This window comes from Ekhidna sp., from assembly GCF_963691765.1.
Taxonomy (GTDB): Bacteria; Bacteroidota; Bacteroidia; order Cytophagales; family Cyclobacteriaceae; genus Ekhidna.
In genome coordinates, this window is the sequence record NZ_OY829375.1 from 885,275 (window position 1) to 908,401 (window position 23,127).

Sequence of the window (23,127 nt, forward strand, 5' to 3'; positions counted from 1 at the left end):
TCTTTAACTCGAAAGCTACAATTATGAAGAAGCAAACATTAGTACTATTAGGGTTTTTAGCAGTGCTACTAAATTCATGTGTATACTCTCTTTTCCCTATCTACACCGAGGACACATTGGTCTTTAAAGAAGAACTTCTAGGAATGTGGGATCTTGGTGAGGGGCAATACATGATCATTCGACAAGGAGGCGATAATGACGGCAAGGAGGAAGAAGAAAAGGAGCAATATGAATATGTGATGGTAGTAGATGAAGACCTAACAATAAGGTCCAATGATCCCATTTTCGTAATGATCGATGGCAAAAAAGTATATGATGAAGATTCAGTTAGGCAAACGCTTAGAGCTCGCTTAAACAGCGATGATGAGGAAGATGAAGAAGTCGCATCAATAGATGAGGAAGATATCTCAGACCAAAACGAAAAGCCGAAAATCACTGAATACAAAGGCTCTGTCGCGGTTTATGAAGAAAAAAGTTATCACCTCACGGTAGTCAATGAAAAGGAAGAAACAGAAACATCATACACAGCACATTTGGTTGAAATAGGTGGCGATTTATTTCTAGATCTTTACCCAATTACCGAGTACGACTCCAAGAATTTTTCAGACAATTACTTTCCAGTTCACACTTTTTACAAAGTGGAACTCACTGAAAATGAGTTTACGATGATCCACTTCGATTTAGATAAGCTTAACGACTTGTTTGAGAGTAATCTGATTAGACTCCGTCATGAAAATGTGGAAGGAACTATTCTAATCACTGCACAACCTAAAGAGCTTCAAAAATTCTTTGATAAGTATTCTGATGATGAATCTGTGTTTGATCATAGAGAAACCTATAAAAGAGCTTCTATATAATGGAAAAAATCAAGAGCATTTTATTTAGTAACAAGGTTCTGCACCTGGCATTCTGGGTGCTTTCCTTTTATGCAGTTGGAAGCTACTTCTCCATCTCTAGTGAAATCAAGATTATAGATTTTATTTACTCTGCATTTTTTCATGTGCCGCTTTTAGTTCTCGTTTACTTAAACCTCAACTACCATGTACCCAAATTTCTCTTAAAAGAAAGGTACATAGTCTATCTTTTGCTTAGCGCTTTCAATATCGCGTTTGCGTATTTCTTACACGAGTTAGTTTTTGAGATTCTAATCCCAATCATGCCTACCGATTTCTATATGGTTTCATTCACTGACATGGATGTACTCCTGACCATATTTGCAATATATTGGGCAGTAACTACCTTGTTAAGGTTGTCTAAATCATGGTATCAACTGCAGCACTTAGAAAAGGAGAAACTAGCACTTGAATTGAATTCGTTGAAGATGCAAATCAATCCTCACTTTCTCTTCAATAGCTTGAACAGTATGTATTCTCTGGCGCGGAAGAAAAGTGATAAAACGCCTGATGCTATACTGAGACTCTCTAATCTAATGAGATACATGATTTATGAGGTTTCTGAAGATGTATCATTGGCAAAAGAAATTGAATCTATAAACGATTACCTCGATCTCCAGCGATTAAGAATCAACGATGACGCTAAAATTACCTTTGAAACAATCGGTGAAATGGAAAATAGAATGGTTGCTCCACTTTTATTTTTCCCGCTTGTTGAGAATAGTTTTAAGCATGGATTGAAAGGAGAAAAAGGAGAAAATTATGTGAAAATCAGTCTTAACAACAATAAGAAAAATCTTTTATTCCACATCCTCAATAACAAAGGTCAGGTAGATGATATGGAAGAATCGAAATACGGAGGTATTGGGCTAGAAAATGTGAGAAAAAGAATTAAACTTATCTATGGAGATCGAGCAACCATGCAGGTAAATGAAACAAAAGAACAATTTGAGGTTTCAATTGAAATTAAGTGGTAATGATTAGATGTTTGATTGTTGACGATGAACCATTGGCAAGAGAGGTTCTTGAGTCCTATGTAGAAGACATGCCAGCACTAGAGCTAGTAGCCTGTTGCTCGGATGCGATGGAGGCTCTTGATTGGCTTGGTCAAGAACAAATCGATTTACTCTTTTTAGATATCAATATGCCAAAGTTGTCTGGCATCAATTTCTACAAGTCTTTATCTCAGAAGCCGAAAGTCATTTTCACCACTGCCTACTCCAATCATGCCGTAGAAGGGTTTGAACTTGAAGCTGTCGATTACCTACTCAAGCCATTCTCGTTTGAGCGCTTTGTCAAAGCCGTCAATAAAGTTCAAGTCGATCAGCGCGAAAGTCAAACTGCTGATTTTATTATGCTCAAAGCCGATAAGAAAACGCATAAAATCAATTTTGATAAAATACGCTACTTCGAATCTATTGGAGACTATGTAAAACTACATTTAGAAGATGGTAAAACATTGATCATCAATGAGACCTTGAGAAAGCTTGAAGAGATGCTTCCTAAAAACTTCCTAAGGGTTCATAAGTCATTCATAATTGCATTGACCCAGCTAGAATATTTAGAAGGCAATCAAGCCAAAATTGGGGAAATAAAAATCCCGATAGGTCAATCCTACCGGGACAAGGTCAATGCTTTGCTGAGAAAGTAGTTTTCTAGGCAGTTCTTTTCAACAAAATAGCCCTATTAAGCAAGATAGATTTTTGTGTTTCGATCAAAACCTCGCGATGGTACGCACTCTTAATCTTTGCTTTATCTTTTTGCTTATTCTTTGCTTTCCCCTTCCCTTTGTTCTTTGACTTTTGCTTGTTCTTATTTTTGTTTTTTGTGGTAATCTCTATTACTCCATCATTACCATCTTTGCCATATTTATCCTTAGCACTTTTTCCTTTTAGAACCTCAATTTGTTCAATATTACTTGGATCTAAATCCTCAATCTCCTCTACCACTCTTCCATCAATAACAAATAGAGGTCTCATATTATCATTAAAACGAATAGTTGGATTCTGATTTTGATCTTCAAATTTCAGCTTCTCGTTCAATATCCTTGTCTCAATTTCTTTTCTCTCCTCATCAAGTTTTTGCTTTTCAATGGCATCTTGAGCTGAACTATTGGCTAATTCCATTTCTTTCATAGCCAATTCTTTTTCTCGCATTACCAGCATTTGTTGCTTTTCAGCAATCTTTCGCTCTTGCTCTGCCAACTGTCGCTCATACTCAGCTTTATCAATCTCAACCTGAGCAGTTCCGCTTGCCTTCGCTGATTTAGGTATCAAGTCATAATCCTTGATGAAATTGGCTGGATCAACATGTTTTCCGTCTTTCAACACTTCATAATGCAAATGCGGAGCCGTTGACATTCCAGAATTTCCGGATAGCGCGATAAGATCTCCTTTCTTCACCTCATCTCCTTCTTTCACTTTAAATTCCGAAAGCTGCGCATACTTCGTTTGATAATCGTCACCATGCGCTATTACAACTAAGTTTCCATAACCCTTAGGATTGGAGGATATCTTAGCCACCTTTCCATCTGCAGTTGCACGTACTTCGCTTCCAGTCGGACATGAAAAATCCATACCTAAGTGCATCTTTTTTACTTTATAAATTGGGTGCGTCCTCATCCCAAAACCAGATGCCATTCGATTCAGATCTTCATTCCTTATCGGAGAAATAGAAGGCACATTGTCATCTTGCGAAGATTCATGTCGTATGATAGTTTGAGTCGATAAGATATCTGATATTGATAATCCTGGCCAGTCTATACCGTTTTCTGGTCCAATCATGGCAGCTATTTCATCGCCAACTTCATTAATTGGTTTCATTGCCTCTTTACTAGAAAAAGCAAATACCACCATTAGCATAACTGGTGCAGTCAATAAGTAGACCCACCCAGACATTTTACGTTGTTTGTTCATCATTACAATCCTTTTTTTGATCATTGAAAAATTGAAATGACTCACCAAACCTGAGTATTGTGCTGATTGGAGCTGAGAAAATAAAATCTCCTGATACCCCACCGGATCGTTGAACCGATCAAGGACCAACTCATCAGCTTGATATTCATGGATTTCGATGAGTTCATTTCGATACAAATAGATGAAGGGATTGAACCAAAACAGTGAAACAACAAAATCCGTGAGCAGGCGATCAATCGAATGTCGCTGCCTTACATGTTCACATTCATGCGCCAAAATCTGGTCAAAAGAATCACTGCCAAAAAGAGTCCTTGGCATAAAAACGTTTGAAAAGAAACTGAACGGACGATCTTGTGATATTTTAAATAACCTGAACCAATGCTTATTAATGTATTCAGACCTTTTTTTAAGTCTTGCCAACAAGGCTAGATAGATGATTGACCTGGAAATAAAAATGACGGAAATCAATCCAATTCCTAATGGAATTAGAAACCAATACGTGCTGGTCGTTTTTTGTTCGACAGGTACAAGCTCTATGTTCATATCATATGCAGGCTCTGCTAGCCACATAATTACAGAGGTGTCCGATTGATAACTTTGATTCGGAAGTGAAATCTCAATAAGTGGAATAAAAAATGCGATAAGAAGCGCCCCAAGGAGATAGAATCTATTGAAAACATGTCGCCCTGAGTTTTTTAAAACTAGCCGATAGAATACATACAATAGCCCATGAATGGCTATTACTTTGAGTAAGTATATGACGACCTCATTCATGACTTTCTTTTTTCTATTTGATCATCAATTAGTTTCCTAATTTCTTGTAGCTCTTCTACCGATAAATCCTTTTGCGAAGTAAAAAAGGATGCGAATTTCTTGGCGGAATTATCAAAAAAGCTGGTCATCAGACCGTTCATTGACTGTTGCGTATATTTCTCTTTGGAAATGAGCGCATAATACTCTCTTGATTTTCCATGTGTATTGAAACCAATAAAGCCCTTCTTAACAAGAACATTTACTACTGTGGATATTGTCGTATACGCTGGAGCAGGTACTGGATATTGCTCCACAATGTCTTTTAAATATGCTTTTTTTAACATCCAGAGGTAATGCATGAGTTGCTCCTCTGCTTTGGTCAATTCCTTCATAACACAATACTATAACTATATTTATAATTATACAACTATTTTTATAGTTATATAATTTTCACTAAAAATTGAGAACTTCTTTTAGTCGGGTATATCCGGATCGACTCACAGTTAGTTGAGTCCCATCTTGCAGAAGAACCACGTGAGAATCTTTGCCCATTAACTCTACGCGACTAATCTCTTTTAAGCGAACGATATAAGATCTATGAATACGAAGGAAGTCATCTTGAGGTAAATGACTTTCATAAAATTTCATTGTTTGCTGCTTCAAATGATTCCCTTCTTCTGTATACAGCTTTACGTAATCATCCTGTGCCTCTAGGTATTTAATCTTATCGACGGCAACGATATTAATCTTTGCCCCTGTCCTTACTGCAACTCGTGATAACACCTCTGTCTTATCATGGTGTTGTTCTATTACTTTATTTATAGTCTCAACACTCTGACCACTTGCATTCAGCTTCGCCTTTGCTTTGGATAACGCTTCAACAAATCGTGTTTCATCGTAAGGCTTGAGAAGATAGTCTACCGCGTTTTGATCAAAGGCTTTAATGGCATATTCATCATAGGCTGTGCTAAAAACGATGACAGGTGGTTGTTCGATCAGTTCCAACATTTCAAAGCCAGTTAATTTGGGCATCATAACGTCAAGAAAAATCAAATCAGGTTTCAACTCATTGATTAGCTTATACCCTTCAAATCCATTATCACATTCACCAATTATTTCGATTTGATCATCATTATTCAAATAGCCCCTAATAATCTCACGAGCTAAATACTCATCATCTATAATTAATGTTCTAATTCGTGTCATTAGATAATTCTATTGGAATCTTTAAAGTCACTAAAAATTCAGCTTCTCCTTTTCTTATATCTATCAAATCATTTCTACCATAAACCAAATTAAGTCTTTTCTTGACATTCGCTAGACCAATGCCTTCGCCCTTAGGTGTTACAGAAGAAGGGTCGAAATCATTTCTGATAATTAGATACACCATATCGTCATGCTTTTCGCCCTTTAAATGGATGGTCACTGGATCAATGCTATCATAAACACCATACTTTATCGCATTTTCAAAAAGTGGCTGCAAAATAAGGTTAGGAACCTTCACCCCATCACAATCATTAGATACTTCTTTTACGAAATTGAGTTTATCACCAAATCGTACTTTTTCGATGTCTAAATAGAGAGAGGCATTCTTTACTTCTTGATCGAGCGTGTTCAATTCACTATTGTCCTTGCCTAATGAGTATCTTAGAAAGTCACTTAACTTAATGACCATCTTTCTTGCATTCTCAGGTTGAGAAACGGTAAGCGCACTAACGGAATTAAGACTATTAAAGATAAAATGCGGATTGATCTGAGACTTCAACATCCGCAGTTCAGAATCCTTAAGCAGGTTTTGTAACTCCAACTCACGATTCAGACGTTTCTGCATATCCTGATAGTACTTGATCAAGTAAAAAATCAAAACGCTGATGCTATAAAATAGCACTCCTACAATCACCCTCCATATACTAGATTCTTTCAGAAATGTGATGTAAGCGATATCTTGATTGAAAAAGGAATTGAGTGTAAAACTGGATAGCGACACCCACACTAAAATGGTAAGAATAGCCGCTCCTAAGTGTGTTCCGATTAGTGAAAGCTCATCTTTGTTTATTCCTCCGAAAGTAACGATAAACCAAAATCCAGGTGCAATTGCTCCAAAGATTAGATTATGAACTACACTGTCGGCTATTGCTATGGTAGCTTGAAAGTCATAAAAAAAATAAAGCACCGAGCTGTGAACAGCCATGACCACCAACCATACTCCGATGTATAATTTATAGCCAAAACCGCTCAGTACTGGGTGCTTCATTATTGGTTAGGTTTGAATTAGTCCTAAAGGTATTAAACGAATCATTAAGACTTAACCACCTCTTAGTTCCATCCCACCAAATAGGACCATACCTTTTAGTCTTATTACTTTATCTGGATCTTGCTTCTCTCCTGAAACCGTCGCTCGTTTATCAGAGTAGCCTCCAAAAATCACAAACATTTCATTCACTACAGTCCAGTCATTTGGCACTATTATTTCGTTGCCTCCAAAAACACATAGGCAGTCTAGCATTACTTCTTTTTGTCCCAGTTCAGCGTGAAGCATGTTTAACTCTGAACCTCCGAATATTGAATTGATTCGTCCCCCTTTTAAATTCCGTGTAGTGATAGATTTTTCTGCACCTCCAAAAATCGAAGTGCTATCAAAGTATTCGTCACTTACTGATTCTACATTTTCATAGCTTCGTCTTCTTAAAAAAAAAGAGACTCCAACTGCTATCAAAATAACTGGCCACCAGTCACTAAAATGAAAATGAGGAATGCCTATGATGTCTGGCAGAAGGAAGAAAGCTCCTATGCCTAGAAAAACAAATCCTTCTCTTCTTCTTGTGGCTAGCATTGATCCACCTATCAGGATGAAAATCATTTCCCAGCTAAACAGCCAGTAAGGTAAAAATGATGGAATCAAATAGAGATTGTCTAATAAGAAGTAACCTCCAATCAATACTAGGACTAAACCTAGCCATACTTTTGAGTCTGTGTTTTCTTGTCGTGTCATAACCTTTGAGTTTTAAATTGATACCCAAAACTCGCTATGAGAAGCAAACACTGAAATAGGAAATCGGTAAGCTGCGGTTCCTTACCGGTAAAGTGTAGTTTCACTTATATAAAAAAACTCCGATCATTCAATCGGAGTCTTACATAGCTGATTCTTATTCAAAAGTTATTGGTGTTGTTTCTGAGTAATCATTACTAGAGATTGAAACCAGATAAGAGCCGGGATTGAATTTAAATCGCTTCCCTATTAATCCAATCTTGCCTTCGATCCTTTCATAATAAAGGTGATCACCATTGCTTGATCTGATATCAATATGCAAATCGTTTGATTCATCTGATAGCAACTTCACCAACATTTCGTCTTCTTCTTTTACCAGTTTTGGAAAAAATGTCTTCTTAAATTCTTCTGACTGAACTTTAATTTCATCACCAATTAATCTGAATGGTACAGTCTGACTTTTACTCTCATCTTTTAATGTAAGGAAATAGACTCCATCAGTTAGATCAGAGACATCGTATATAAGATTAACTTCTTCTCCAATTTTCACTCTCTTTCTGCTAAGAATTTTCCCATTTTCATCCTTAATGAATGAAGTTGCTCTACCCTGAATGTTTGACATCTTCACTTGTAATTTCATATCGCCAATTGCTAAAACATTAAGTGTAGATTTCGCTTGCGATGTTTGTGCTGCTGATACAATCAATGTAATTGTGATCATCATTAATTTGAATGCCTGTTTCATATTATTCTGTTTTTGATTTGAAGACATTACAAACCTAGACGACGAAAAGGAGCACAAACACCATGTAATTATCATATATCTATAGAATATTAACATTTAATGAATGAAATGATAGTAAAATCAAGTTTCATTGAAGAATTTTACCAATAAATTCAATTTCATTAAACGAAATCACATTGAAAGTAAATATTGCTGCATCAAAAAAATTGACCCGACCACCACTTGAAAAAGTTGTCTTGCCTCATGATGCATCAATACTGATTCGTCACTTTCATGAAAATCAAAGAAATTCTATGCCGTTCTGGCACTTCCATCCTGAACTGGAATTGGTTTACGTAAAAGGAGGTAATGGTAAACGACACATCGGAAGCCACCTTTCTTACTTCAACGATGGAGAACTTGTATTGATTGGATCGAACCTTCCGCATGAAGGGTTTACGAATAGACTAAGTCACTATAAATGTGAAATTGTAGTGCAGATGCTTCCCGATTTCTTGGGTGACCAATTCTTCAAAATACCCGAGATGAAAGGCATATACAGCCTATTTGAAAAAGCTAAAGGAGGATTGGCTTTTGGAAATAATGACAAAGAGCGAATTGGTGCTCAGCTAGAGGAGCTTGCGGAAATGGATAAATTCAATCAAATATTACACTTAATAAAAATCCTAAAGGATTTATCACAATCCACTGATTACAAAATCCTCAATGCTAATGGATTTTCTTTGGTTGCCAACATCCAAGACAATGATCGACTAAATAAAGTATTAAACCATGTGAAAGAAAATTTCAGGAACCCAATCTCTTTATCAGAAATATGCGACTTGGTAAGTATGACTGAACCCTCATTCTGTAGGTACTTTAAAAAAATGACGCATAAGACATTCACCCAGTTTTTGAATGAATATCGACTTGTTCATGCCTCAAAATTGCTATCAGAAAAACAAATAAGTATTACCGAGGTATGTTTTGAAAGTGGGTTTAGTAACTACTCTCACTTTGTATCCCAATTCAAATCCTTTGCAAGGAAAAGTCCTTCCGAATACAGGAAGGAAATTCAGGATATATTATAAAAAAAGGCTTACAGAAAACTGTAAGCCTTATCTCAATTAAAATATTGATATTATTTGCTTGGATAGATCGCAACATCACCAAGCTCCTCCTCTATTCGAAGAAGTTGGTTGTATTTAGCCATTCTATCTGATCTACTCATAGAACCAGTTTTGATTTGACCTGCATTGGTTGCCACAGCAATATCAGCGATAGTGGCATCCTCGGTTTCACCAGATCTATGAGAAACTACAGCTGTCCATCCTGCTTTGTGAGCCATCTCGATTGCATCAAGAGTCTCCGTAAGCGTACCTATCTGATTTACTTTAATCAAAATTGAGTTTGCAGCATTTTCTTTAATTCCTTTTTCAAGAAACTTCACATTGGTCACAAGTAGATCATCCCCAACTAGCTGGCACTTGTCTCCAACTTTTTCTGTAAGCATTTTCCAGCCGTCCCAATCATTTTCGTCGCAGCCATCTTCGATGCTATCTATTGGATAATCGTTAACAAGCTTAGCAAGATATTCTGCTTGCTCAGCGCTAGTTCTTTTCGCTCCATTCTCTCCTTCGAACTTACTGTAGTTATAAACTCCATCCTCAAAAAATTCAGAAGATGCACAATCAAGAGCAATCGTAACATCAGCTCCAGCTTTATACCCAGCTTTCTTGATTGCCTCTAGAATACTTTCCAGTGCTTCCTCAGTCCCACCTTCAAAATTTGGTGCAAACCCACCTTCATCACCAACAGCCGTACTCAATCCTTTGTCATGAATAATGGCTTTGAGATTGTGAAAAATCTCACCACCCATTCTTAACGCTTCTGTAAAAGTTGGTGCGCCTACAGGTCGTATCATAAACTCTTGAAATGCAATTGGTGCATCAGAGTGAGATCCTCCATTAATGATATTCATCATTGGAACTGGTAATACTTTCGCATTGACTCCACCAATGTATCGATACAATGGCAGCTGACAAGAGTCTGCTCCTGCTTTTGCAACAGCCAGTGAAACACCAAGAATTGCATTAGCTCCAAGCTTGGATTTATTAGGAGTACCATCTAAATCAATCATCAATTGATCGATGTACGCTTGCTCTACTACTAGCTGGCCTTCGATTTCAGGAGCAATAATGTTGTTTACATTATCAACAGCTTTTTGAACTCCTTTGCCCATATATCTTGACTTGTCTCCGTCACGCAGCTCAACAGCCTCATGCTCGCCTGTTGAAGCTCCTGATGGAACCGCAGCACGTCCAATATCACCGGACTCTGTTATTACTTCTACTTCTACAGTAGGGTTGCCCCTCGAATCCATGATCTGACGGGCAAAAACGCTCTCTATAACGCTCATTATTTGTTTTCTTTTATAAGTTGAATAAAATCGTCAAATAGGTATGTTGAATCATTTGGTCCTGGTGAGGACTCGGGGTGATATTGAACAGCGAAAGCTGGCTTATCTTTTAAGCGAAGCCCTTCAACTGTATCATGATTTAAATCAATGTGGGTAAGTTCTGCCTTATCTGACTGCTCCAAAGCCTTCATATCTACAGCAAAACCATGATTTTGGGATGTAATTTCACTATATCCAGTCTTCAAATTTTTAACTGGATGGTTAAGGCCCCTATGACCGTGATGCATTTTGTATGTAGCTATTCCTACAGCTTTAGCCAGAATTTGACTTCCCATGCAAATACCGAAGGTAGGTTTATTCTTATCCAGAATTTCACTTACGGTATTAGAAGCATAGTCCATCACAGAAGGATCGCCAGGACCGTTTGAGATAAAGTATCCATCAGGGCTCCATTTTTCCATTTCTTCGAAAGACGTCTGAGCTGGAAATACTTTACAGTAACAATCTCTATCTACCAGATTTTTAAGTATAGATTTCTTGATACCAAGATCGAGTACCGCTACTTTAAATCCTTTGTTATCAGCACCTAGTTCGTAGGCCTCCTTAGTGGTAACAACTGTAGATAATTCCAATGCCTCCATGCTCGGCACTTTATCCAATTCAGCTTTCAATGCATCACCTTCAAGTTCTGAAGAAATGATTGCATTCATAGCTCCTTTGGTTCGTATATGTCTTACAATTTTTCGCGTGTCAACACCTGCTATTCCTACAGTATTATTTCTTTCCAGAAATTCCTGTAAGCTTTCATTTGCTAAATCACGACTGTAGATCTGAGAGAAATCATTTACAACCAATCCTTTAATTGTAGGGTTATCACTCTCGACTTCTTGCTCCATCGCGCCATAATTCCCAATATGCGAAGTTGTATTAACAATGATTTGACCATAATATGATGGATCAGTGTAAATCTCCTGATATCCAGTCATTCCGGTATTGAAACAAATTTCTCCTCCTGAGGTACCTTCCTTACCTATGGAGTGTCCAGTAAATGTGGTGCCGTCTTCAAGTAAAAGTGTGGCTTTTTTGCGGGTAGGGTATTTCATACTGGGGAGCAAAAATAGTTATGGATTTGCCAATAAAAAAAGCCATCCCTTTTCATTTCTGGGATGGCTTCTTAAAAAGCTTTAAAACAAGTTTTATTCCTTGATTAGTTTGCTCGTTATTTCTTTACCACCAAAATTGAAAGTAACATAATAGACTCCCGAATTTAGACCTGATATATCAAGCAATGAACGAGTAGATTTCTGATTTTTAGGATAGGTTCTCTCAAGTAATACTTCTTTACCATCTAAGCTAACTAGTCTTACTTCTACATCACCTATATAATCATTTATCATTTCAATACTGGTTCTACCTTTCGACGGATTAGGGTATATCGTTATTCCGGCTTTTTCCCACTCATCGACCGCTAAAACATCGGAAATATTTACTTGGAAAGACTTTGTGAATGTATTTCCATCATCGTCTTCTGTCTCTATTCGGATGGTATAAACAGACCCGTCAGCGAAATCAAAACTTTCTTTGGAAAGCAATTCATTTCCAGCGACTGAGAAGCTGCCGTTATCATCAGATCCATCTCCATCTACTAATCTAAACGAGTGTGTATCATCATCTTCATCAGTCGCTTCAAACTCACCAATACTAGTACCAGTATCTAGACCTTCTTCTATGGTATTATTAGATAAACTAATATCTGTTGGAACAGCCAGACTGACAACATCTGCTGATAAGACATTCAGACTAAGATCTTCATCACCATCCAAATCAACTTCTACTCTTATGGAATACGCACCTATAGTTGTAAAATCATAAGTCTGAGAAAAAGTATGTTGATAAGTTCCCAGACTGCTAATCGTTGTTGTCACATCATCAGAAACAATCAACGCATCGTCGATATATAATGAGATCGAAAAATCTGTGACTTCAAGATTACCATTGTTTTGAACGGTAACAACCACATCCGTATCTGTATCAGAAAATACCCCAGTTACAGGAGCATCTATACTTTGAACACCCATATCTACATCAAAGAATCCAACATTTGCAGAGTATACACCATTGCCATGAGTAGCCGCCACAACTAAACCATCTGCTCTAGTAAGCATATGCTCAACCACAGTACTACCAATACCACTCTCATCTTCACGCGTCCATATAGTATTTTCACCATCCAATGTTTCTGTCGAATAAAGTCCTGTACTTGTTCCAACATAAAACTTAAATGCATTTCCATGGATTCTACCTACTCTTACAGATGTCCCACTACCCGATCCATCTGCATTTTCTTCTAAGTTTCCACTGACGTCTGTCCATGTTACTCCTCCATCGCTCGTATAGAAAACGCTTGGGATTTCGTAGTTTGAGAATGTAACAAGTACACTATTATTATTACTTTGATTGACACTTACTCCAGAAATGTATCCGCCAGGAAAATTTGAACCAGTTACATTCTCTACCGTAGGGCTAGCATCGCTCGCATTCGTTACTCGCACAAGATTTCCAGAAGATGTTCCTGCATAAACAACCTCGCCTGATCCAATCCCAATTTCACTAACAATTCCTGCAACGCCAGTATTAATAGATTTCCACCCTTGATTTGACCCACTTCTATTTTCAGTAGAAACAGCTTCGGTATTAACCCATAATTCATTGTCTCCTCCTAAATAGAATAGATCATTATTGTCTGGATCAAGATAAAATGGAGTGATAAACAAATTCGTAGTATATCCATCAGCTTCATCTGGCACGAAGAAAAATGCAGAAGAGGCGCTTGGATCATTTGCATCAGAATAATTCCATATGGTTACATTCGCATTTTGTGAAGACAAAAACCTAACAGTTCCATCAGTATTCACCGCGCTATATGCTCCATCTCCCCCCCAAGCATCATCCCATGCATCTGTAGCTGTTGTTGAATTATCTGCAAACCAGGTGCCGTTATCTTGAAGTCCTATTAATAACTGATCTTCTGGCCCTGCCGAAACAGCATATATCTGCGCAGTGATATATCCATTATTAAGTGGCGTCCAAGCAACAGTGGATGCAGTAATATCAGTAGTTAGCTGCACGCCGCCATCATTACCAGAATAGGCTCTATCTCCATCCAAGAAAATAAATGAATGCTGATCTGGGTGATGATTATCATAAAGTGCAAATGAATTATTAGCAGCAGTATATCCACCAATCCAATTCACATTGTCTGATTGATCGTCATTAATCGTTGAAAATCCATCAGTAGATGTCCACAAGTTTCTACCTCCAATCACAACGAAATTAGGGTCGTCTTTCTTTACTTTAACAACTAAGTCATAACCACCTTGCGAATTAAAATCTCCAGTTTGACCACCAATTAATGGAATATTCGCAGAGCGATCAACCCAAGCATCCGTCTCGTCATCAAATACCCACAGCGCATGCGTATCATTGTCTGAATCTTCACCAAGCGCATAAATAACATCTTCATCCGAAGGTGCAATAGCTAATTCATACCTATCACCACTGGCAAATGGCATATTAATATCTCCAATACTTGACCATGTACTTACCCCACCTCCTGTGGTAGATTGATAAATACCATCACCTGAAATAAATGCATATAAAATTCCAGTTGAAGTTACTGCTACATCCGTCCATGTACCTCCAGATAGTACTTGGCTCCATGTAGTCCCACCATCATCGGATAAAAATATTCCACTTTGATTCGCAACCAAAACATCTCCATTGGTTGGGTTCACTACTATTTCATTGTTATAATCAAACGAGTTATCATTTGACTCAGGAATATCGGTTGAAGTACTTGCTAGTAAATTCCAAGTAGAGCCGCCATCCGTAGATTTAAAAATTCCATCACCTCTATAGAATGCTGTAAAGCCTGCCGCACTTGCAGAATTACCACTTAATTCACCTGTGCCATAGTACCAGGTATTTTCTTGTCCAGATCTTGTATCCTGCGCAATGCAAGTAATACTTTGTAGATCAGTGGATGTAGTCATCTTAGACCAATTAGCTCCACCATCTGTTGTTCTCCATAGTCCTCCAGAGACACCTCCTGCCAAAATTGTATTCTCTGTGGCATCAGAAACGTCTACTGCTAAAGCTCGAGTTCTACCTCCTACATTGTAAGGGCCTCTATTCACCCAGTCTGTAGAAGAAGCAACTGCTCTACTGCTTGATTTAAGCTCCTTCTGTCTTTTATCCATAAGGGTTTGCTCTTTGATACGAATGCCTATTGGAACTTCGTTGGTAATTGGATTTTTGGTTCTCATAAACTCAAATTCCAATCTTGCTTGCGGGTCGTCTTTTTGATTCTGAACTTGTGCCATAACATTGGCTACTCCTAGAATCAGGAATAATGTGATTATTCTTCTCATATTCTTACTTTAAAAATCTTGTAATTCGGTAGGTACTATTGTCTCCTGGAACATCGGCAACTTCAAATGCGCAAATGAAATTATCTGAAGGTTTAGAACTAGTAGATAAAGACAGTTCGTCACCAGGACTTAATACCGCCTTGGCTCCAAACCCTGTTGCCAATTGTTTTATTACTTCAACCTTTGCAACGTTGTCACTAAAGGAAATCAATCTAGCTGAAATTACTACTTCATCAGGATTCGGCTTATAGTCGCTGGCAAAAGCTAAATCCGGATTATCTACAATTGATTTTGAATCGTCTGCTGCTGTATTTCTAGCGCATCCAGTTAATAATAAAAGGGAAACCCCAATAATTGTAAAAAAACGCATTTTATAATTTTTATGTAAAATAAAAAAAGGGATTAAGCTTATGCTCAATCCCTTAATATTTTCGACGACTAAGTCGTTAAATTGTCTTACTTCTTGCTTTCTTCTTCAGAATCTTGATCTTCTGATTTTTCTTCAGCATCCTCTGCATTGACTTCTGGTGCTTCTTCAGTAGCTTCTGTTTCTTCCACTACTTCTGCCTCAACCACTTCTTCTGCTTTAGCTTCCTCTACTACTTCCTCGTTTACTACTTCTTCAGCCGCTTCAGCTTTAGGAGTCTCAGCTTTCGCTTTGCTTGCTCCACCTCTTCTTGATCTTCTAGTTTTAGCTTTTCCAGCAGTTTCATCTCCTAGTAATAGCTCATTGAAGTCTACAAGTTCCATCATGCACATTTCTGCGTTATCACCAAGTCTAGCTCCAGTCTTGATGATTCGAGTATATCCACCAGGTCTACTAGCAATCTTTTCTGCTACAGTATTGAATAACTCTGTTACAGACTCTTTATCCTGAAGGTAAGAGAAAACCACTCTTCTAGAATTCGTATCATCTGTCTTAGACTTAGTAAGAATAGGCTCAATATACTTTTTCAAAGCTTTAGCTTTAGCAACAGTAGTATTGATTCTCTTATGCATGATAAGAGAAGAAGCCATATTAGAAAGCATTGCACTTCTATGCGCTGTCTTTCTACCTAGGTGATTAAATTTCTTTCCGTGTCTCATTATTCTTCCTCCAATTTGTATTTACCAAGGTCCATACCGAAAGTAAGGCCTTTATCAGAAACTAATTGCTCCAGTTCAGCCAATGATTTCTTACCGAAGTTTCTGAACTTCATCATATCAGAAATCTCAAGAGATACAAGATCTCCAAGAGTTCTTACATCCGCAGCCTTAAGGCAATTGTATGCACGTACTGAAAGATCCAAATCGTTAAGATTAGTCTTCAACATCTTTCTCATGTGCAACAATTCTTCATCTACTTGCTCTGGCTCACCAGCCTCCTGGGTCTCAAGAATCATGTTCTGATCAGAGAATAGCATGAAGTGTTGGATCAATATATTAGCTGCTCCTTTAAGCGCATTTTCAGGGTGAATTGAGCCATCAGTCTGAATATCTAATGTCAACTGCTCGTAGTCAGTTTTCTGCTCTACCCTTGTGTTCTCAACGCTGTACTTTACATTCTTAATCGGTGTAAAGATTGAGTCGATAGCTATGAACCCAAAGTTTTGTTCAGCTGGCTTATTGTCATCAGCTCCAACATAACCTCTACCTTTTTCTACGGTAAGCTCCATTTCGAACTTAGCAGATTCATCTAGGTGACAGATTACGTGCTCTGGATTTAAAATTTCAAATGAAGTAGTAGCCTTTGCAAGGTCACCTGCAGTTAGCTTCTTCATGTTAGATACATTGATAGTAATGCTGCTATCTGCTACATCTTCAATCTTTTTGAACCTTACCATCTTAAGATTAAGGATCATTTCACTCACATCTTCTACAACTCCTTCTACAGTAGAGAATTCGTGCAATACACCAGGTATTTTAACTCCAGTTATTGCATACCCTTCCAAAGAAGAAAGAAGAATCCTTCTCAACGCATTACCTACAGTAACGCCGTATCCTTTTTCTAAGGGTTTGAAAGTAAAGAGGCCATGGAAATCATCTGCTTTATCCATCACCACCTTTTCCGGCATTTGAAATGCTAGGATTGACATATATCTTATTTTTTGAGTGTTTACTTAGAGTACAATTCTACGATCAGCTGCTCCTTGATATTCTCAGGGATTTCCTCTCTGCTAGGAGAGTTAAGGAATTTACCAGACATGTTAGTAGAATCCCACTCCAACCAAGAGTAACTACGAGCATTAGATGCAAGGCTATCAGTGATAGCTTCAAGAGATTTTGACTTCTCTCTCACACCTATGATATCGTTATTTCTTAATGTATATGAAGGTACGTTTACAACTTCTCCATTTACAGTAATATGCTTATGCGAAACAAGTTGTCTAGCAGCTCTTCTTGTAGGAGCTATACCTAGACGGAATACGGTGTTATCCAATCTTGCCTCCAATAATTGAAGAAGGATCTCACCAGTAATACCACTTTTTCTTGAAGCCTTATCAAAAACGTTAGCAAATTGACGCTCTAGTACACCATAAGTGTATTTCGCTTTTTGCTTCTCTGCTAGCTGAATTGCATATTCAGACTGCTTCTTTCTTCTTCCTCGACCGTGTTGTCCAGGAGGATAAGCTTTCTTCTGCAAAGCCTTGCTAGCTCCGAAGATAGGCTCTCCGAATCGTCTTGAAATTTTAGTCTTAGGCCCAGTATATCTTGCCATTATCTATTACTGTTTTAATATCTTAAACTCTTCTTCTTTTAGGAGGTCTGCATCCATTGTGAGGTAGTGGAGTTACATCTTTGATCATTGTAACTTCAATACCAATATTTTGAATGGTTCTGATTGCAGATTCTCTTCCTGATCCAGGTCCTTTAACAAAAACCTCAACCTTTCTTAATCCAAGATCATATGCTTTTTGAGCACACTCTTGCGCTGCTACCTGAGCTGCATATGGCGTATTTTTCTTTGATCCACGGAATCCCATTTTACCCGCTGAAGCCCAGCTGATAACTTGACCGGTTCCGTTGGTCATTGAAATGATAATGTTATTGAATGATGCTTTGATATGAGCTTGGCCCATAGCATCAACTGCAACAACTCTCTTTTTAGCTTTATCTTTTCTCTTTTGTGCCATCTATCTATTACTTAACAGCTTTTTTCTTATTAGCAACCGTCTTTCTCTTTCCTTTTCGAGTCCTAGCATTATTCTTAGTATGCTGACCTCTAACAGGCAATCCTTTTCTATGACGAAGACCTCTATAACAACCGATATCCAAAAGTCTTTTGATACTCATTTGGATCTCACCTTTAAGTACACCTTCTACTTTGTACTTTTCTCGAATGGCGGTTCTGATTTTACCACCTTCATCATCAGTCCAATCTTGAACTTTCTTGTTTAGGTCAACACCAGCTTCTTCCAAAATCTTTTGGGCTGAAGTTCTACCTATACCAAAGATGTAAGTCAAGGCGATTTCGCCTCGCTTGTTATCGGGAATATCTACTCCTGCAACTCTTGCCATAATTATCCTTGTCTTTGTTTAAACTTTGGATTCTTTTTATTAATTACATAAAGCTTCCCTTTTCTTCTGATCACTTTGCAATCAGCGCTTCGTTTTTTTACGGATGCTCTTACTTTCATTTTCTTTTCTCTTTATCAGCCTAGGCTGTTATTTATAGCGATAAACTATTCTTCCTTTAGTTAGATCATAAGGCGACATTTCCAATTTCACCTTATCTCCAGGCAAAATCTTAATGTAGTGCATTCTCATCTTCCCAGAGATATGCGCTATTACCTCGTGACCATTTTCAAGTTCTACCCTAAACATTGCATTAGACAATGCTTCCACGATAGTTCCGTCTTGCTCTATGGATGCTTGCTTTGCCATTACGCTGCTTGGGTTCTCCCTTTAACTCTACCTGATTTCATCATACCTTCATAATGCCTCATGAGCAGGTAGCTCTCAATCTGCTGAAGGGTATCTAGAATTACACCCACCATAATCAAAAGTGACGTTCCTCCGTAAAACTGAGCAAAGCCTTGATTAACGCCCGCAATCATAGCGAAAGCAGGAAGGATCGCGATGATCGCTAGGAAAATCGCTCCTGGTAAAGTGATTCTTGATAGAATGTTATCTAAATAATCAGCGGTTTGCTTACCCGGCTTGATTCCAGGAACAAATCCACCATTTCTTTTCATGTCATCTGCAATCTGATTAGGATTGATCGTTATCGCAGTATAGAAAAATGTGAAAACGATAATCATTATGGCAAATGTTAAATTGTATTGCCACGACGTAAAATCAGAGAACGTTGTACCTATATAGTTAGCGAAATCACTTTCCTCCCTCCACAACCCAGCTAGCATCGCTGGCAAAAACATAATTGACTGAGCAAAGATGATTGGCATAACTCCTGAAGCATTCACTTTCAACGGAATGTATTGTCTTTGACCACCATACACTTTATTTCCAACCACTTGCTTTGCGTATTGTACTGGCACTCTTCTTACTGCCTGAACAAGAGCTACTGTTACTAGAACAACGAAGAACAACGCAACTAACTCAAGTATAAATAGTAGCATTTCGCTCATTCCTCTTGTGATTGCTTCTGCAGCAATACTTCCTGGGAACCTTGAGATAATACCGATCATGATCAGCATTGAAATACCATTACCAATTCCTTTATCAGTAATCTTTTCTCCAAGCCACATGCAGAAGATGGTACCTGAAGTAAGTATTATCACTGAAGTAAACTTGAAAAAGAAACTATTGTCAATGATTGCAGTAGGCTCAATTGCAGCTGAAACATAGCTGAAACCTTGTGCCATACAGATTGCAATTGTCAATACTCTTGTCAGTTGGTTAATTTTCTTTCTACCACTATCTCCCTCTTTCTGTAACTTTTGGAAATACGGTACTGCCACTGTCATCAACTGCAATACAATAGATGCAGATATGTAAGGCATGATACCAAGCGCAAACACAGATGCATTACTAAATGCTCCACCCAAGAAAGTATCCAATAATCCAAAAATACCAGACGCTTGTCCAGTAAGTCTTGAAGGGTCTACTCCAGGAAGTACCACAAAAGAACCGATTCTGAATATAACCAAGAACCCTATGGTATTTAGGATTCTAGTTCTCAGTTCCTCAATGGAAAAAATGTTTTTTATGGTATCTATGAATTTCTTCATTATTCAACTATCGTAATTGATCCACCAGCTTTCTCAATAGCCTCTTGAGCAGTTTTCGAGAATTTGTGTGCTGTAACTTTAAGTGATGCTTTCAATTCTCCTCTTCCTAAAACCTTCACTACATCTTTCTTTTGTGCAAGACCGTTTTCTTTAAGAATTTCAGGAGTGATTTCCTTCAATTTCTTTGCCTCACTCAACTTCTGAAGGTCGTCAAGGTTGATAGCTTTAGAAACAATCTTATTGTTGTTCTTAAATCCGAACTTAGGAACTCTTCTCTGTAAAGGCATTTGACCACCTTCAAATCCAGTTTTCCTAGAGTATCCAGCTCTAGACTGAGCACCCTTGTGTCCTTTTGTAGAAGTACCACCTCTTCCAGAGCCTTGACCTCTACCGATTCTCTTTCTATTCTTTGTTGAGCCTTCTGCAGGCTTTAGTGATTCAAGTCTCATGTTTACAGCTCTTTAACTTCTATTAAGTGATTAACCGTTTTGATCATCCCGCTAATAGAAGGTGTCAATTCTTTTTCAACGGATCTATTGATTTTACCAAGACCTAGAGCAGAAATTGTTCTTTTCTGGTTCTCAGGACGATTGATCGTACTTCTCTTTTGTGTGATTAATACTTTTGCCATTATCTTAGCCATTGAAAACTTTATCTAAAGACACTCCTCTTTGCTGTGCTACAGCAAACGGATCTCTCATTTTATTTAACGCATCGAAAGTTGCTTTCACCACGTTGTGTGGATTTGAAGATCCTTTCGATTTTGCAAGTACGTCGTGTACTCCCGCACTCTCCAATACAGCACGCATCGCTCCACCTGCTATTACTCCTGTACCAGCAGCTGCAGGCTTAAGAAGTACAAGTCCACCACCGAATTTTCCGATTGCTTCGTGAGGCACAGTACCTTTGAAAACAGGTACCTTAACCAAATTCTTTTTAGCATCGTCAATTCCCTTAGTAATCGCGTCAGTTACTTCATTCGCTTTACCTAGTCCGTATCCTACAACACCGTTTCCATCTCCCACTACTACGATTGCAGAGAAGCTGAATCTACGACCACCCTTCACTACCTTAGCTACTCTTTTTATCGCAACTACTCTCTCCTGAAGGTCGATTTCACTTGCTTTTATAGATCTTATATTGCTTTGTGACATAATTTTCTTCTTAGAATTTTAATCCTCCTTCACGAGCACCTTCAGCCAAAGACTTTACTCTACCATGGTACGGGTATCCACCTCTATCGAAAATAACAGTCTCGATACCTGCACTTTTAGCATTCTCAGCCAATTTTTTACCAACTTCTTTTGCGATCTCTACATTAAGAGCTCCTTTACCAAGCTCCTTAGTAGACGCGGATGCCAAAGTTTTGCCATTAACATCATCAATCAACTGAGCATAAATGCCTTTGTTGCTTTTGAAAACAGAAACTCTTGGTCTTTCAGCAGTACCAGAAATCTTTCTTCTGATACCCAGTCTAAGTCTTTTTCTTCTTGCTGTTTTAGTAATCGCCATGTCTTATTATTTAGCAGCAGTTTTACCAGCTTTTCTTCTAATTTGCTCACCAACAAAGCGAATACCTTTTCCTTTGTATGGTTCAACTTTTCTGAGTGACTTAATTTTAGCAGATACCTGACCAACTAATTGCTTGTCAATACCTTCTACTGTCACTTTTGGATTTTGTCCTTTTACTGTATCCGCAGTAACCTTAATTTCTTCTGGAACAGCAAAGTATATACTGTGAGAATACCCAAGATTAAGCTCTAAAACATTGTTTTGAACAGCGGCTTTATAACCTACACCCACAAGTTCCATCTCCTTCTTGTATCCATTGCTCACTCCTTCAACCATGTTGTTTACCAATGAACGGTAAAGTCCATGAAGAGACTTGTGTCTTTTTTGTTCAGTTGGACGCTCAACAGTGATTACTCCATCTTCTACTTTACAAGTAATATCCGGATCTATTTGTTGAGAAAGTTCTCCTTTAGGGCCCTTTACGCTAACAACATTGTTGTCAACAGTGATTGAAACTCCTTCGGGTACATTAATTGGCGCTTTTCCTATCCTTGACATCTCAATTCAATTAATAAACGTAACATAAAACCTCACCACCTATATTCTCTCTTCTAGCTTCTTTATCGGAGATTACTCCTTTAGAAGTAGATAGAATCGCGATACCAAGACCGTTTAATACTCTTGGTAGAGTTTCAGCTCCTGCGTATTTTCTAAGTCCAGGAGTACTCACTCTCTCTAGACTAGTAATCGCTGACTGCTTCGTTTGCGGGTTGTATTTCAAAGCAATTTTGATAATACCTTGCTTCGAATCATCCTCAAACTTGTAGTTTCTGATGAAGCCCTTACTGTGCAATACTTTAGTGATCTCCTTCTTTAAATTAGAAGCAGGCACTTCTACCACACGGTGATTCGCGCCTATCGCGTTGCGAATTCTTGTTAAATAATCTGCTATCGGGTCTGTTACCATTTCTTAAACACACTTATCCCCCTCGAAAAAGGGGGTGCAAAAATAATAATTTATATTTTGAAACGAAAGGAAGATTGAAAATCTACCAGCTTGCTTTAGTTACACCTGGTATTTTTCCATCAGATGCCATTTCTCTGAATGTCACCCTAGAGATTCCAAACCTTCTCATGTAGCCCTTAGGTCTACCAGTAAGCTTACATCTGTTGTGCAATCTTACTTTTGAAGAGTTTCTTGGAAGCTTGTCAAGACCTTCCCAATCACCAGCTTCTTTCAAAGCGGCTCTTTTCTCGGCATATCTTGCTACAAGTTTTTCTCTTTTTCTTTCTCTCGCTTTTACTGCTTCTCTAGCCATAA

The 23,127-nt window shown here is 38.1% G+C and carries 29 protein-coding genes; 4 read left to right on the forward strand and 25 right to left on the reverse strand.

What is annotated here, in order from left to right; genetic code table 11:
- Positions 1–23 precede the first annotated feature (23 nt).
- Genes ACY650_RS04175 through ACY650_RS04185 form a run of 3 tightly spaced genes read left to right on the forward strand, consistent with a single transcriptional unit; the run spans position 24 to position 2,544 of the window.
- A complete protein-coding gene (locus ACY650_RS04175; RefSeq protein ID WP_462252058.1) occupies positions 24–857 on the forward strand; it encodes a hypothetical protein in 834 nt (277 codons plus the stop codon).
- Positions 857–1,870, forward strand: coding sequence for a sensor histidine kinase (locus ACY650_RS04180; protein ID WP_462252060.1), 1,014 nt, complete (start codon positions 857–859; stop codon positions 1,868–1,870). Before ACY650_RS04175 ends, ACY650_RS04180 begins: the two co-directional genes overlap by 1 nt.
- Positions 1,870–2,544, forward strand: coding sequence for a LytR/AlgR family response regulator transcription factor (locus tag ACY650_RS04185; protein WP_462252062.1), 675 nt, complete (start codon positions 1,870–1,872; stop codon positions 2,542–2,544). The genes ACY650_RS04180 and ACY650_RS04185 overlap by 1 nt, the downstream gene beginning before the upstream one ends.
- Positions 2,545–2,548: 4 nt before the next feature.
- On the opposite strand, the gene ACY650_RS04190 is transcribed toward ACY650_RS04185, so the two are convergent.
- The 6 genes from ACY650_RS04190 to ACY650_RS04215 all read right to left on the reverse strand — a co-directional run bounded on the left by ACY650_RS04190 (position 2,549) and on the right by ACY650_RS04215 (position 8,295).
- Entirely contained in the window at positions 2,549–4,582 is a 2,034-nt protein-coding gene (locus ACY650_RS04190) for a peptidoglycan DD-metalloendopeptidase family protein (RefSeq protein WP_462252064.1), read from the reverse strand.
- On the reverse strand, positions 4,579–4,953 hold the full coding sequence (locus tag ACY650_RS04195; RefSeq protein WP_462252066.1) for a BlaI/MecI/CopY family transcriptional regulator: 375 nt from the start codon (positions 4,951–4,953) through the stop codon (positions 4,579–4,581). The genes ACY650_RS04190 and ACY650_RS04195 overlap by 4 nt, the downstream gene beginning before the upstream one ends.
- Before the next feature lie 61 nt (positions 4,954–5,014).
- Positions 5,015–5,767: a LytR/AlgR family response regulator transcription factor gene (locus ACY650_RS04200; protein ID WP_462252068.1), complete on the reverse strand. Its 753-nt coding sequence runs from the start codon at positions 5,765–5,767 to the stop codon at positions 5,015–5,017.
- On the reverse strand, positions 5,754–6,815 hold the full coding sequence (locus tag ACY650_RS04205; protein ID WP_462252070.1) for a sensor histidine kinase: 1,062 nt from the start codon (positions 6,813–6,815) through the stop codon (positions 5,754–5,756). The genes ACY650_RS04200 and ACY650_RS04205 overlap by 14 nt, the downstream gene beginning before the upstream one ends.
- A gap of 51 nt (positions 6,816–6,866) precedes the next feature.
- The gene (locus tag ACY650_RS04210) at positions 6,867–7,553 is read right to left on the reverse strand and encodes a LiaF transmembrane domain-containing protein (protein WP_462252072.1); all 687 of its coding nucleotides are present in this window, start codon (positions 7,551–7,553) and stop codon (positions 6,867–6,869) included.
- Positions 7,554–7,707: 154 nt separating this feature from the next.
- Positions 7,708–8,295, reverse strand: coding sequence for a hypothetical protein (locus tag ACY650_RS04215; protein WP_462252074.1), 588 nt, complete (start codon positions 8,293–8,295; stop codon positions 7,708–7,710).
- Positions 8,296–8,471: 176 nt separating this feature from the next.
- Here ACY650_RS04215 and ACY650_RS04220 point away from each other — a divergent pair, with 176 nt between their 5' ends.
- Entirely contained in the window at positions 8,472–9,365 is an 894-nt protein-coding gene (locus ACY650_RS04220) for an AraC family transcriptional regulator (protein WP_462252076.1), read from the forward strand.
- A gap of 50 nt (positions 9,366–9,415) precedes the next feature.
- Here the strand turns inward: ACY650_RS04220 and eno are convergent, their stop codons facing one another.
- The 19 genes from eno to rpsN form a co-directional block, all read right to left on the reverse strand.
- Positions 9,416–10,693, reverse strand: a complete 1,278-nt coding sequence (gene eno, locus ACY650_RS04225; protein ID WP_462252078.1) for a phosphopyruvate hydratase — start codon at positions 10,691–10,693, stop codon at positions 9,416–9,418.
- Positions 10,693–11,796 carry a glutamine-hydrolyzing carbamoyl-phosphate synthase small subunit gene (gene carA / locus ACY650_RS04230; RefSeq protein ID WP_462252080.1) on the reverse strand — a complete coding sequence of 368 codons (1,104 nt, stop codon included), beginning with the start codon at positions 11,794–11,796 and terminating at the stop codon, positions 10,693–10,695. The genes eno and carA overlap by 1 nt, the downstream gene beginning before the upstream one ends.
- A 93-nt stretch (positions 11,797–11,889) precedes the next feature.
- Positions 11,890–15,123: a T9SS type A sorting domain-containing protein gene (locus ACY650_RS04235; RefSeq protein WP_462252082.1), complete on the reverse strand. Its 3,234-nt coding sequence runs from the start codon at positions 15,121–15,123 to the stop codon at positions 11,890–11,892.
- Positions 15,124–15,127: 4 nt separating this feature from the next.
- Complete coding sequence (locus tag ACY650_RS04240) at positions 15,128–15,493, reverse strand: hypothetical protein (RefSeq protein ID WP_462252084.1); 366 nt, start codon at positions 15,491–15,493, stop codon at positions 15,128–15,130.
- Between the two features lie 86 nt (positions 15,494–15,579).
- Positions 15,580–16,209, reverse strand: a complete 630-nt coding sequence (gene rplQ, locus ACY650_RS04245; RefSeq protein ID WP_462252086.1) for a 50S ribosomal protein L17 — start codon at positions 16,207–16,209, stop codon at positions 15,580–15,582.
- Positions 16,209–17,198 carry a DNA-directed RNA polymerase subunit alpha gene (locus ACY650_RS04250; protein WP_462252088.1) on the reverse strand — a complete coding sequence of 330 codons (990 nt, stop codon included), beginning with the start codon at positions 17,196–17,198 and terminating at the stop codon, positions 16,209–16,211. Before ACY650_RS04250 ends, rplQ begins: the two co-directional genes overlap by 1 nt.
- Positions 17,199–17,218: 20 nt before the next feature.
- Entirely contained in the window at positions 17,219–17,821 is a 603-nt protein-coding gene (gene rpsD, locus ACY650_RS04255; protein ID WP_462252090.1) for a 30S ribosomal protein S4, read from the reverse strand.
- A 22-nt stretch (positions 17,822–17,843) separates the two neighbouring features.
- Entirely contained in the window at positions 17,844–18,236 is a 393-nt protein-coding gene (gene rpsK / locus ACY650_RS04260; RefSeq protein ID WP_462252092.1) for a 30S ribosomal protein S11, read from the reverse strand.
- Between the two features lie 7 nt (positions 18,237–18,243).
- The gene (gene rpsM / locus ACY650_RS04265) at positions 18,244–18,621 is read right to left on the reverse strand and encodes a 30S ribosomal protein S13 (RefSeq protein WP_462252094.1); all 378 of its coding nucleotides are present in this window, start codon (positions 18,619–18,621) and stop codon (positions 18,244–18,246) included.
- 2 nt (positions 18,622–18,623) lie between these two features.
- Positions 18,624–18,740 (reverse strand): type B 50S ribosomal protein L36, encoded by a 117-nt coding sequence (ykgO, locus tag ACY650_RS04270; protein WP_348280443.1) that lies wholly within the window; start codon positions 18,738–18,740, stop codon positions 18,624–18,626.
- Between the two features lie 28 nt (positions 18,741–18,768).
- A complete protein-coding gene (gene infA, locus ACY650_RS04275) occupies positions 18,769–18,987 on the reverse strand; it encodes a translation initiation factor IF-1 (RefSeq protein WP_089356818.1) in 219 nt (72 codons plus the stop codon).
- Positions 18,987–20,294, reverse strand: coding sequence for a preprotein translocase subunit SecY (secY, locus tag ACY650_RS04280; protein WP_462252096.1), 1,308 nt, complete (start codon positions 20,292–20,294; stop codon positions 18,987–18,989). Before secY ends, infA begins: the two co-directional genes overlap by 1 nt.
- The gene (gene rplO, locus ACY650_RS04285) at positions 20,294–20,743 is read right to left on the reverse strand and encodes a 50S ribosomal protein L15 (RefSeq protein WP_462252098.1); all 450 of its coding nucleotides are present in this window, start codon (positions 20,741–20,743) and stop codon (positions 20,294–20,296) included. The genes secY and rplO overlap by 1 nt, the downstream gene beginning before the upstream one ends.
- Positions 20,744–20,745: 2 nt before the next feature.
- A complete protein-coding gene (gene rpmD, locus ACY650_RS04290) occupies positions 20,746–20,925 on the reverse strand; it encodes a 50S ribosomal protein L30 (protein WP_462252100.1) in 180 nt (59 codons plus the stop codon).
- A 4-nt stretch (positions 20,926–20,929) separates the two neighbouring features.
- Positions 20,930–21,448: a 30S ribosomal protein S5 gene (gene rpsE / locus ACY650_RS04295; protein ID WP_425390435.1), complete on the reverse strand. Its 519-nt coding sequence runs from the start codon at positions 21,446–21,448 to the stop codon at positions 20,930–20,932.
- A 10-nt stretch (positions 21,449–21,458) separates the two neighbouring features.
- On the reverse strand, positions 21,459–21,806 hold the full coding sequence (gene rplR, locus ACY650_RS04300; protein ID WP_462252102.1) for a 50S ribosomal protein L18: 348 nt from the start codon (positions 21,804–21,806) through the stop codon (positions 21,459–21,461).
- 6 nt (positions 21,807–21,812) lie between these two features.
- Entirely contained in the window at positions 21,813–22,364 is a 552-nt protein-coding gene (gene rplF, locus ACY650_RS04305) for a 50S ribosomal protein L6 (RefSeq protein WP_462252104.1), read from the reverse strand.
- A gap of 10 nt (positions 22,365–22,374) precedes the next feature.
- Positions 22,375–22,773 carry a 30S ribosomal protein S8 gene (rpsH, locus tag ACY650_RS04310; protein WP_462252106.1) on the reverse strand — a complete coding sequence of 133 codons (399 nt, stop codon included), beginning with the start codon at positions 22,771–22,773 and terminating at the stop codon, positions 22,375–22,377.
- Positions 22,774–22,855: 82 nt separating this feature from the next.
- A complete protein-coding gene (gene rpsN / locus ACY650_RS04315) occupies positions 22,856–23,125 on the reverse strand; it encodes a 30S ribosomal protein S14 (RefSeq protein WP_462252108.1) in 270 nt (89 codons plus the stop codon).
- Between the last annotated feature and the right edge of the window lie 2 nt (positions 23,126–23,127).

Bases quoted from the DNA above. Each gene is read 5' to 3' on its own strand.
- ACY650_RS04250 (WP_462252088.1), bottom strand. From the start codon at position 17,198: ATGTCAATCCTAGCATTTCAAATGCCGGAAAAGGTGGTGATGGATAAA.
- rpsM (WP_462252094.1), bottom strand. From the start codon at position 18,621: ATGGCAAGAGTTGCAGGAGTAGATATTCCCGATAACAAGCGAGGCGAA.
- ACY650_RS04195 (WP_462252066.1), bottom strand. From the start codon at position 4,953: ATGAAGGAATTGACCAAAGCAGAGGAGCAACTCATGCATTACCTCTGG.
- ACY650_RS04215 (WP_462252074.1), bottom strand. From the start codon at position 8,295: ATGAAACAGGCATTCAAATTAATGATGATCACAATTACATTGATTGTA.
- ACY650_RS04185 (WP_462252062.1), top strand. From the start codon at position 1,870: ATGATTAGATGTTTGATTGTTGACGATGAACCATTGGCAAGAGAGGTT.
- ACY650_RS04235 (WP_462252082.1), bottom strand. From the start codon at position 15,123: ATGAGAAGAATAATCACATTATTCCTGATTCTAGGAGTAGCCAATGTT.
- ACY650_RS04240 (WP_462252084.1), bottom strand. From the start codon at position 15,493: ATGCGTTTTTTTACAATTATTGGGGTTTCCCTTTTATTATTAACTGGA.
- rplQ (WP_462252086.1), bottom strand. From the start codon at position 16,209: ATGAGACACGGAAAGAAATTTAATCACCTAGGTAGAAAGACAGCGCAT.
- rpsN (WP_462252108.1), bottom strand. From the start codon at position 23,125: ATGGCTAGAGAAGCAGTAAAAGCGAGAGAAAGAAAAAGAGAAAAACTT.
- rplR (WP_462252102.1), bottom strand. From the start codon at position 21,806: ATGGCGATTACTAAAACAGCAAGAAGAAAAAGACTTAGACTGGGTATC.
- rplO (WP_462252098.1), bottom strand. From the start codon at position 20,743: ATGAGACTTGAATCACTAAAGCCTGCAGAAGGCTCAACAAAGAATAGA.
- rpsE (WP_425390435.1), bottom strand. From the start codon at position 21,448: ATGTCACAAAGCAATATAAGATCTATAAAAGCAAGTGAAATCGACCTT.
- infA (WP_089356818.1), bottom strand. From the start codon at position 18,987: ATGGCAAAGCAAGCATCCATAGAGCAAGACGGAACTATCGTGGAAGCA.
- rpsH (WP_462252106.1), bottom strand. From the start codon at position 22,773: ATGGTAACAGACCCGATAGCAGATTATTTAACAAGAATTCGCAACGCG.
- ACY650_RS04210 (WP_462252072.1), bottom strand. From the start codon at position 7,553: ATGACACGACAAGAAAACACAGACTCAAAAGTATGGCTAGGTTTAGTC.
- ACY650_RS04180 (WP_462252060.1), top strand. From the start codon at position 857: ATGGAAAAAATCAAGAGCATTTTATTTAGTAACAAGGTTCTGCACCTG.
- rpsD (WP_462252090.1), bottom strand. From the start codon at position 17,821: ATGGCAAGATATACTGGGCCTAAGACTAAAATTTCAAGACGATTCGGA.
- ACY650_RS04190 (WP_462252064.1), bottom strand. From the start codon at position 4,582: ATGAATGAGGTCGTCATATACTTACTCAAAGTAATAGCCATTCATGGG.
- carA (WP_462252080.1), bottom strand. From the start codon at position 11,796: ATGAAATACCCTACCCGCAAAAAAGCCACACTTTTACTTGAAGACGGC.
- secY (WP_462252096.1), bottom strand. From the start codon at position 20,294: ATGAAGAAATTCATAGATACCATAAAAAACATTTTTTCCATTGAGGAA.
- ACY650_RS04175 (WP_462252058.1), top strand. From the start codon at position 24: ATGAAGAAGCAAACATTAGTACTATTAGGGTTTTTAGCAGTGCTACTA.
- rpsK (WP_462252092.1), bottom strand. From the start codon at position 18,236: ATGGCACAAAAGAGAAAAGATAAAGCTAAAAAGAGAGTTGTTGCAGTT.
- ykgO (WP_348280443.1), bottom strand. From the start codon at position 18,740: ATGAAAGTAAGAGCATCCGTAAAAAAACGAAGCGCTGATTGCAAAGTG.
- rpmD (WP_462252100.1), bottom strand. From the start codon at position 20,925: ATGGCAAAAGTATTAATCACACAAAAGAGAAGTACGATCAATCGTCCT.
- ACY650_RS04205 (WP_462252070.1), bottom strand. From the start codon at position 6,815: ATGAAGCACCCAGTACTGAGCGGTTTTGGCTATAAATTATACATCGGA.
- ACY650_RS04200 (WP_462252068.1), bottom strand. From the start codon at position 5,767: ATGACACGAATTAGAACATTAATTATAGATGATGAGTATTTAGCTCGT.
- rplF (WP_462252104.1), bottom strand. From the start codon at position 22,364: ATGTCAAGGATAGGAAAAGCGCCAATTAATGTACCCGAAGGAGTTTCA.
- eno (WP_462252078.1), bottom strand. From the start codon at position 10,693: ATGAGCGTTATAGAGAGCGTTTTTGCCCGTCAGATCATGGATTCGAGG.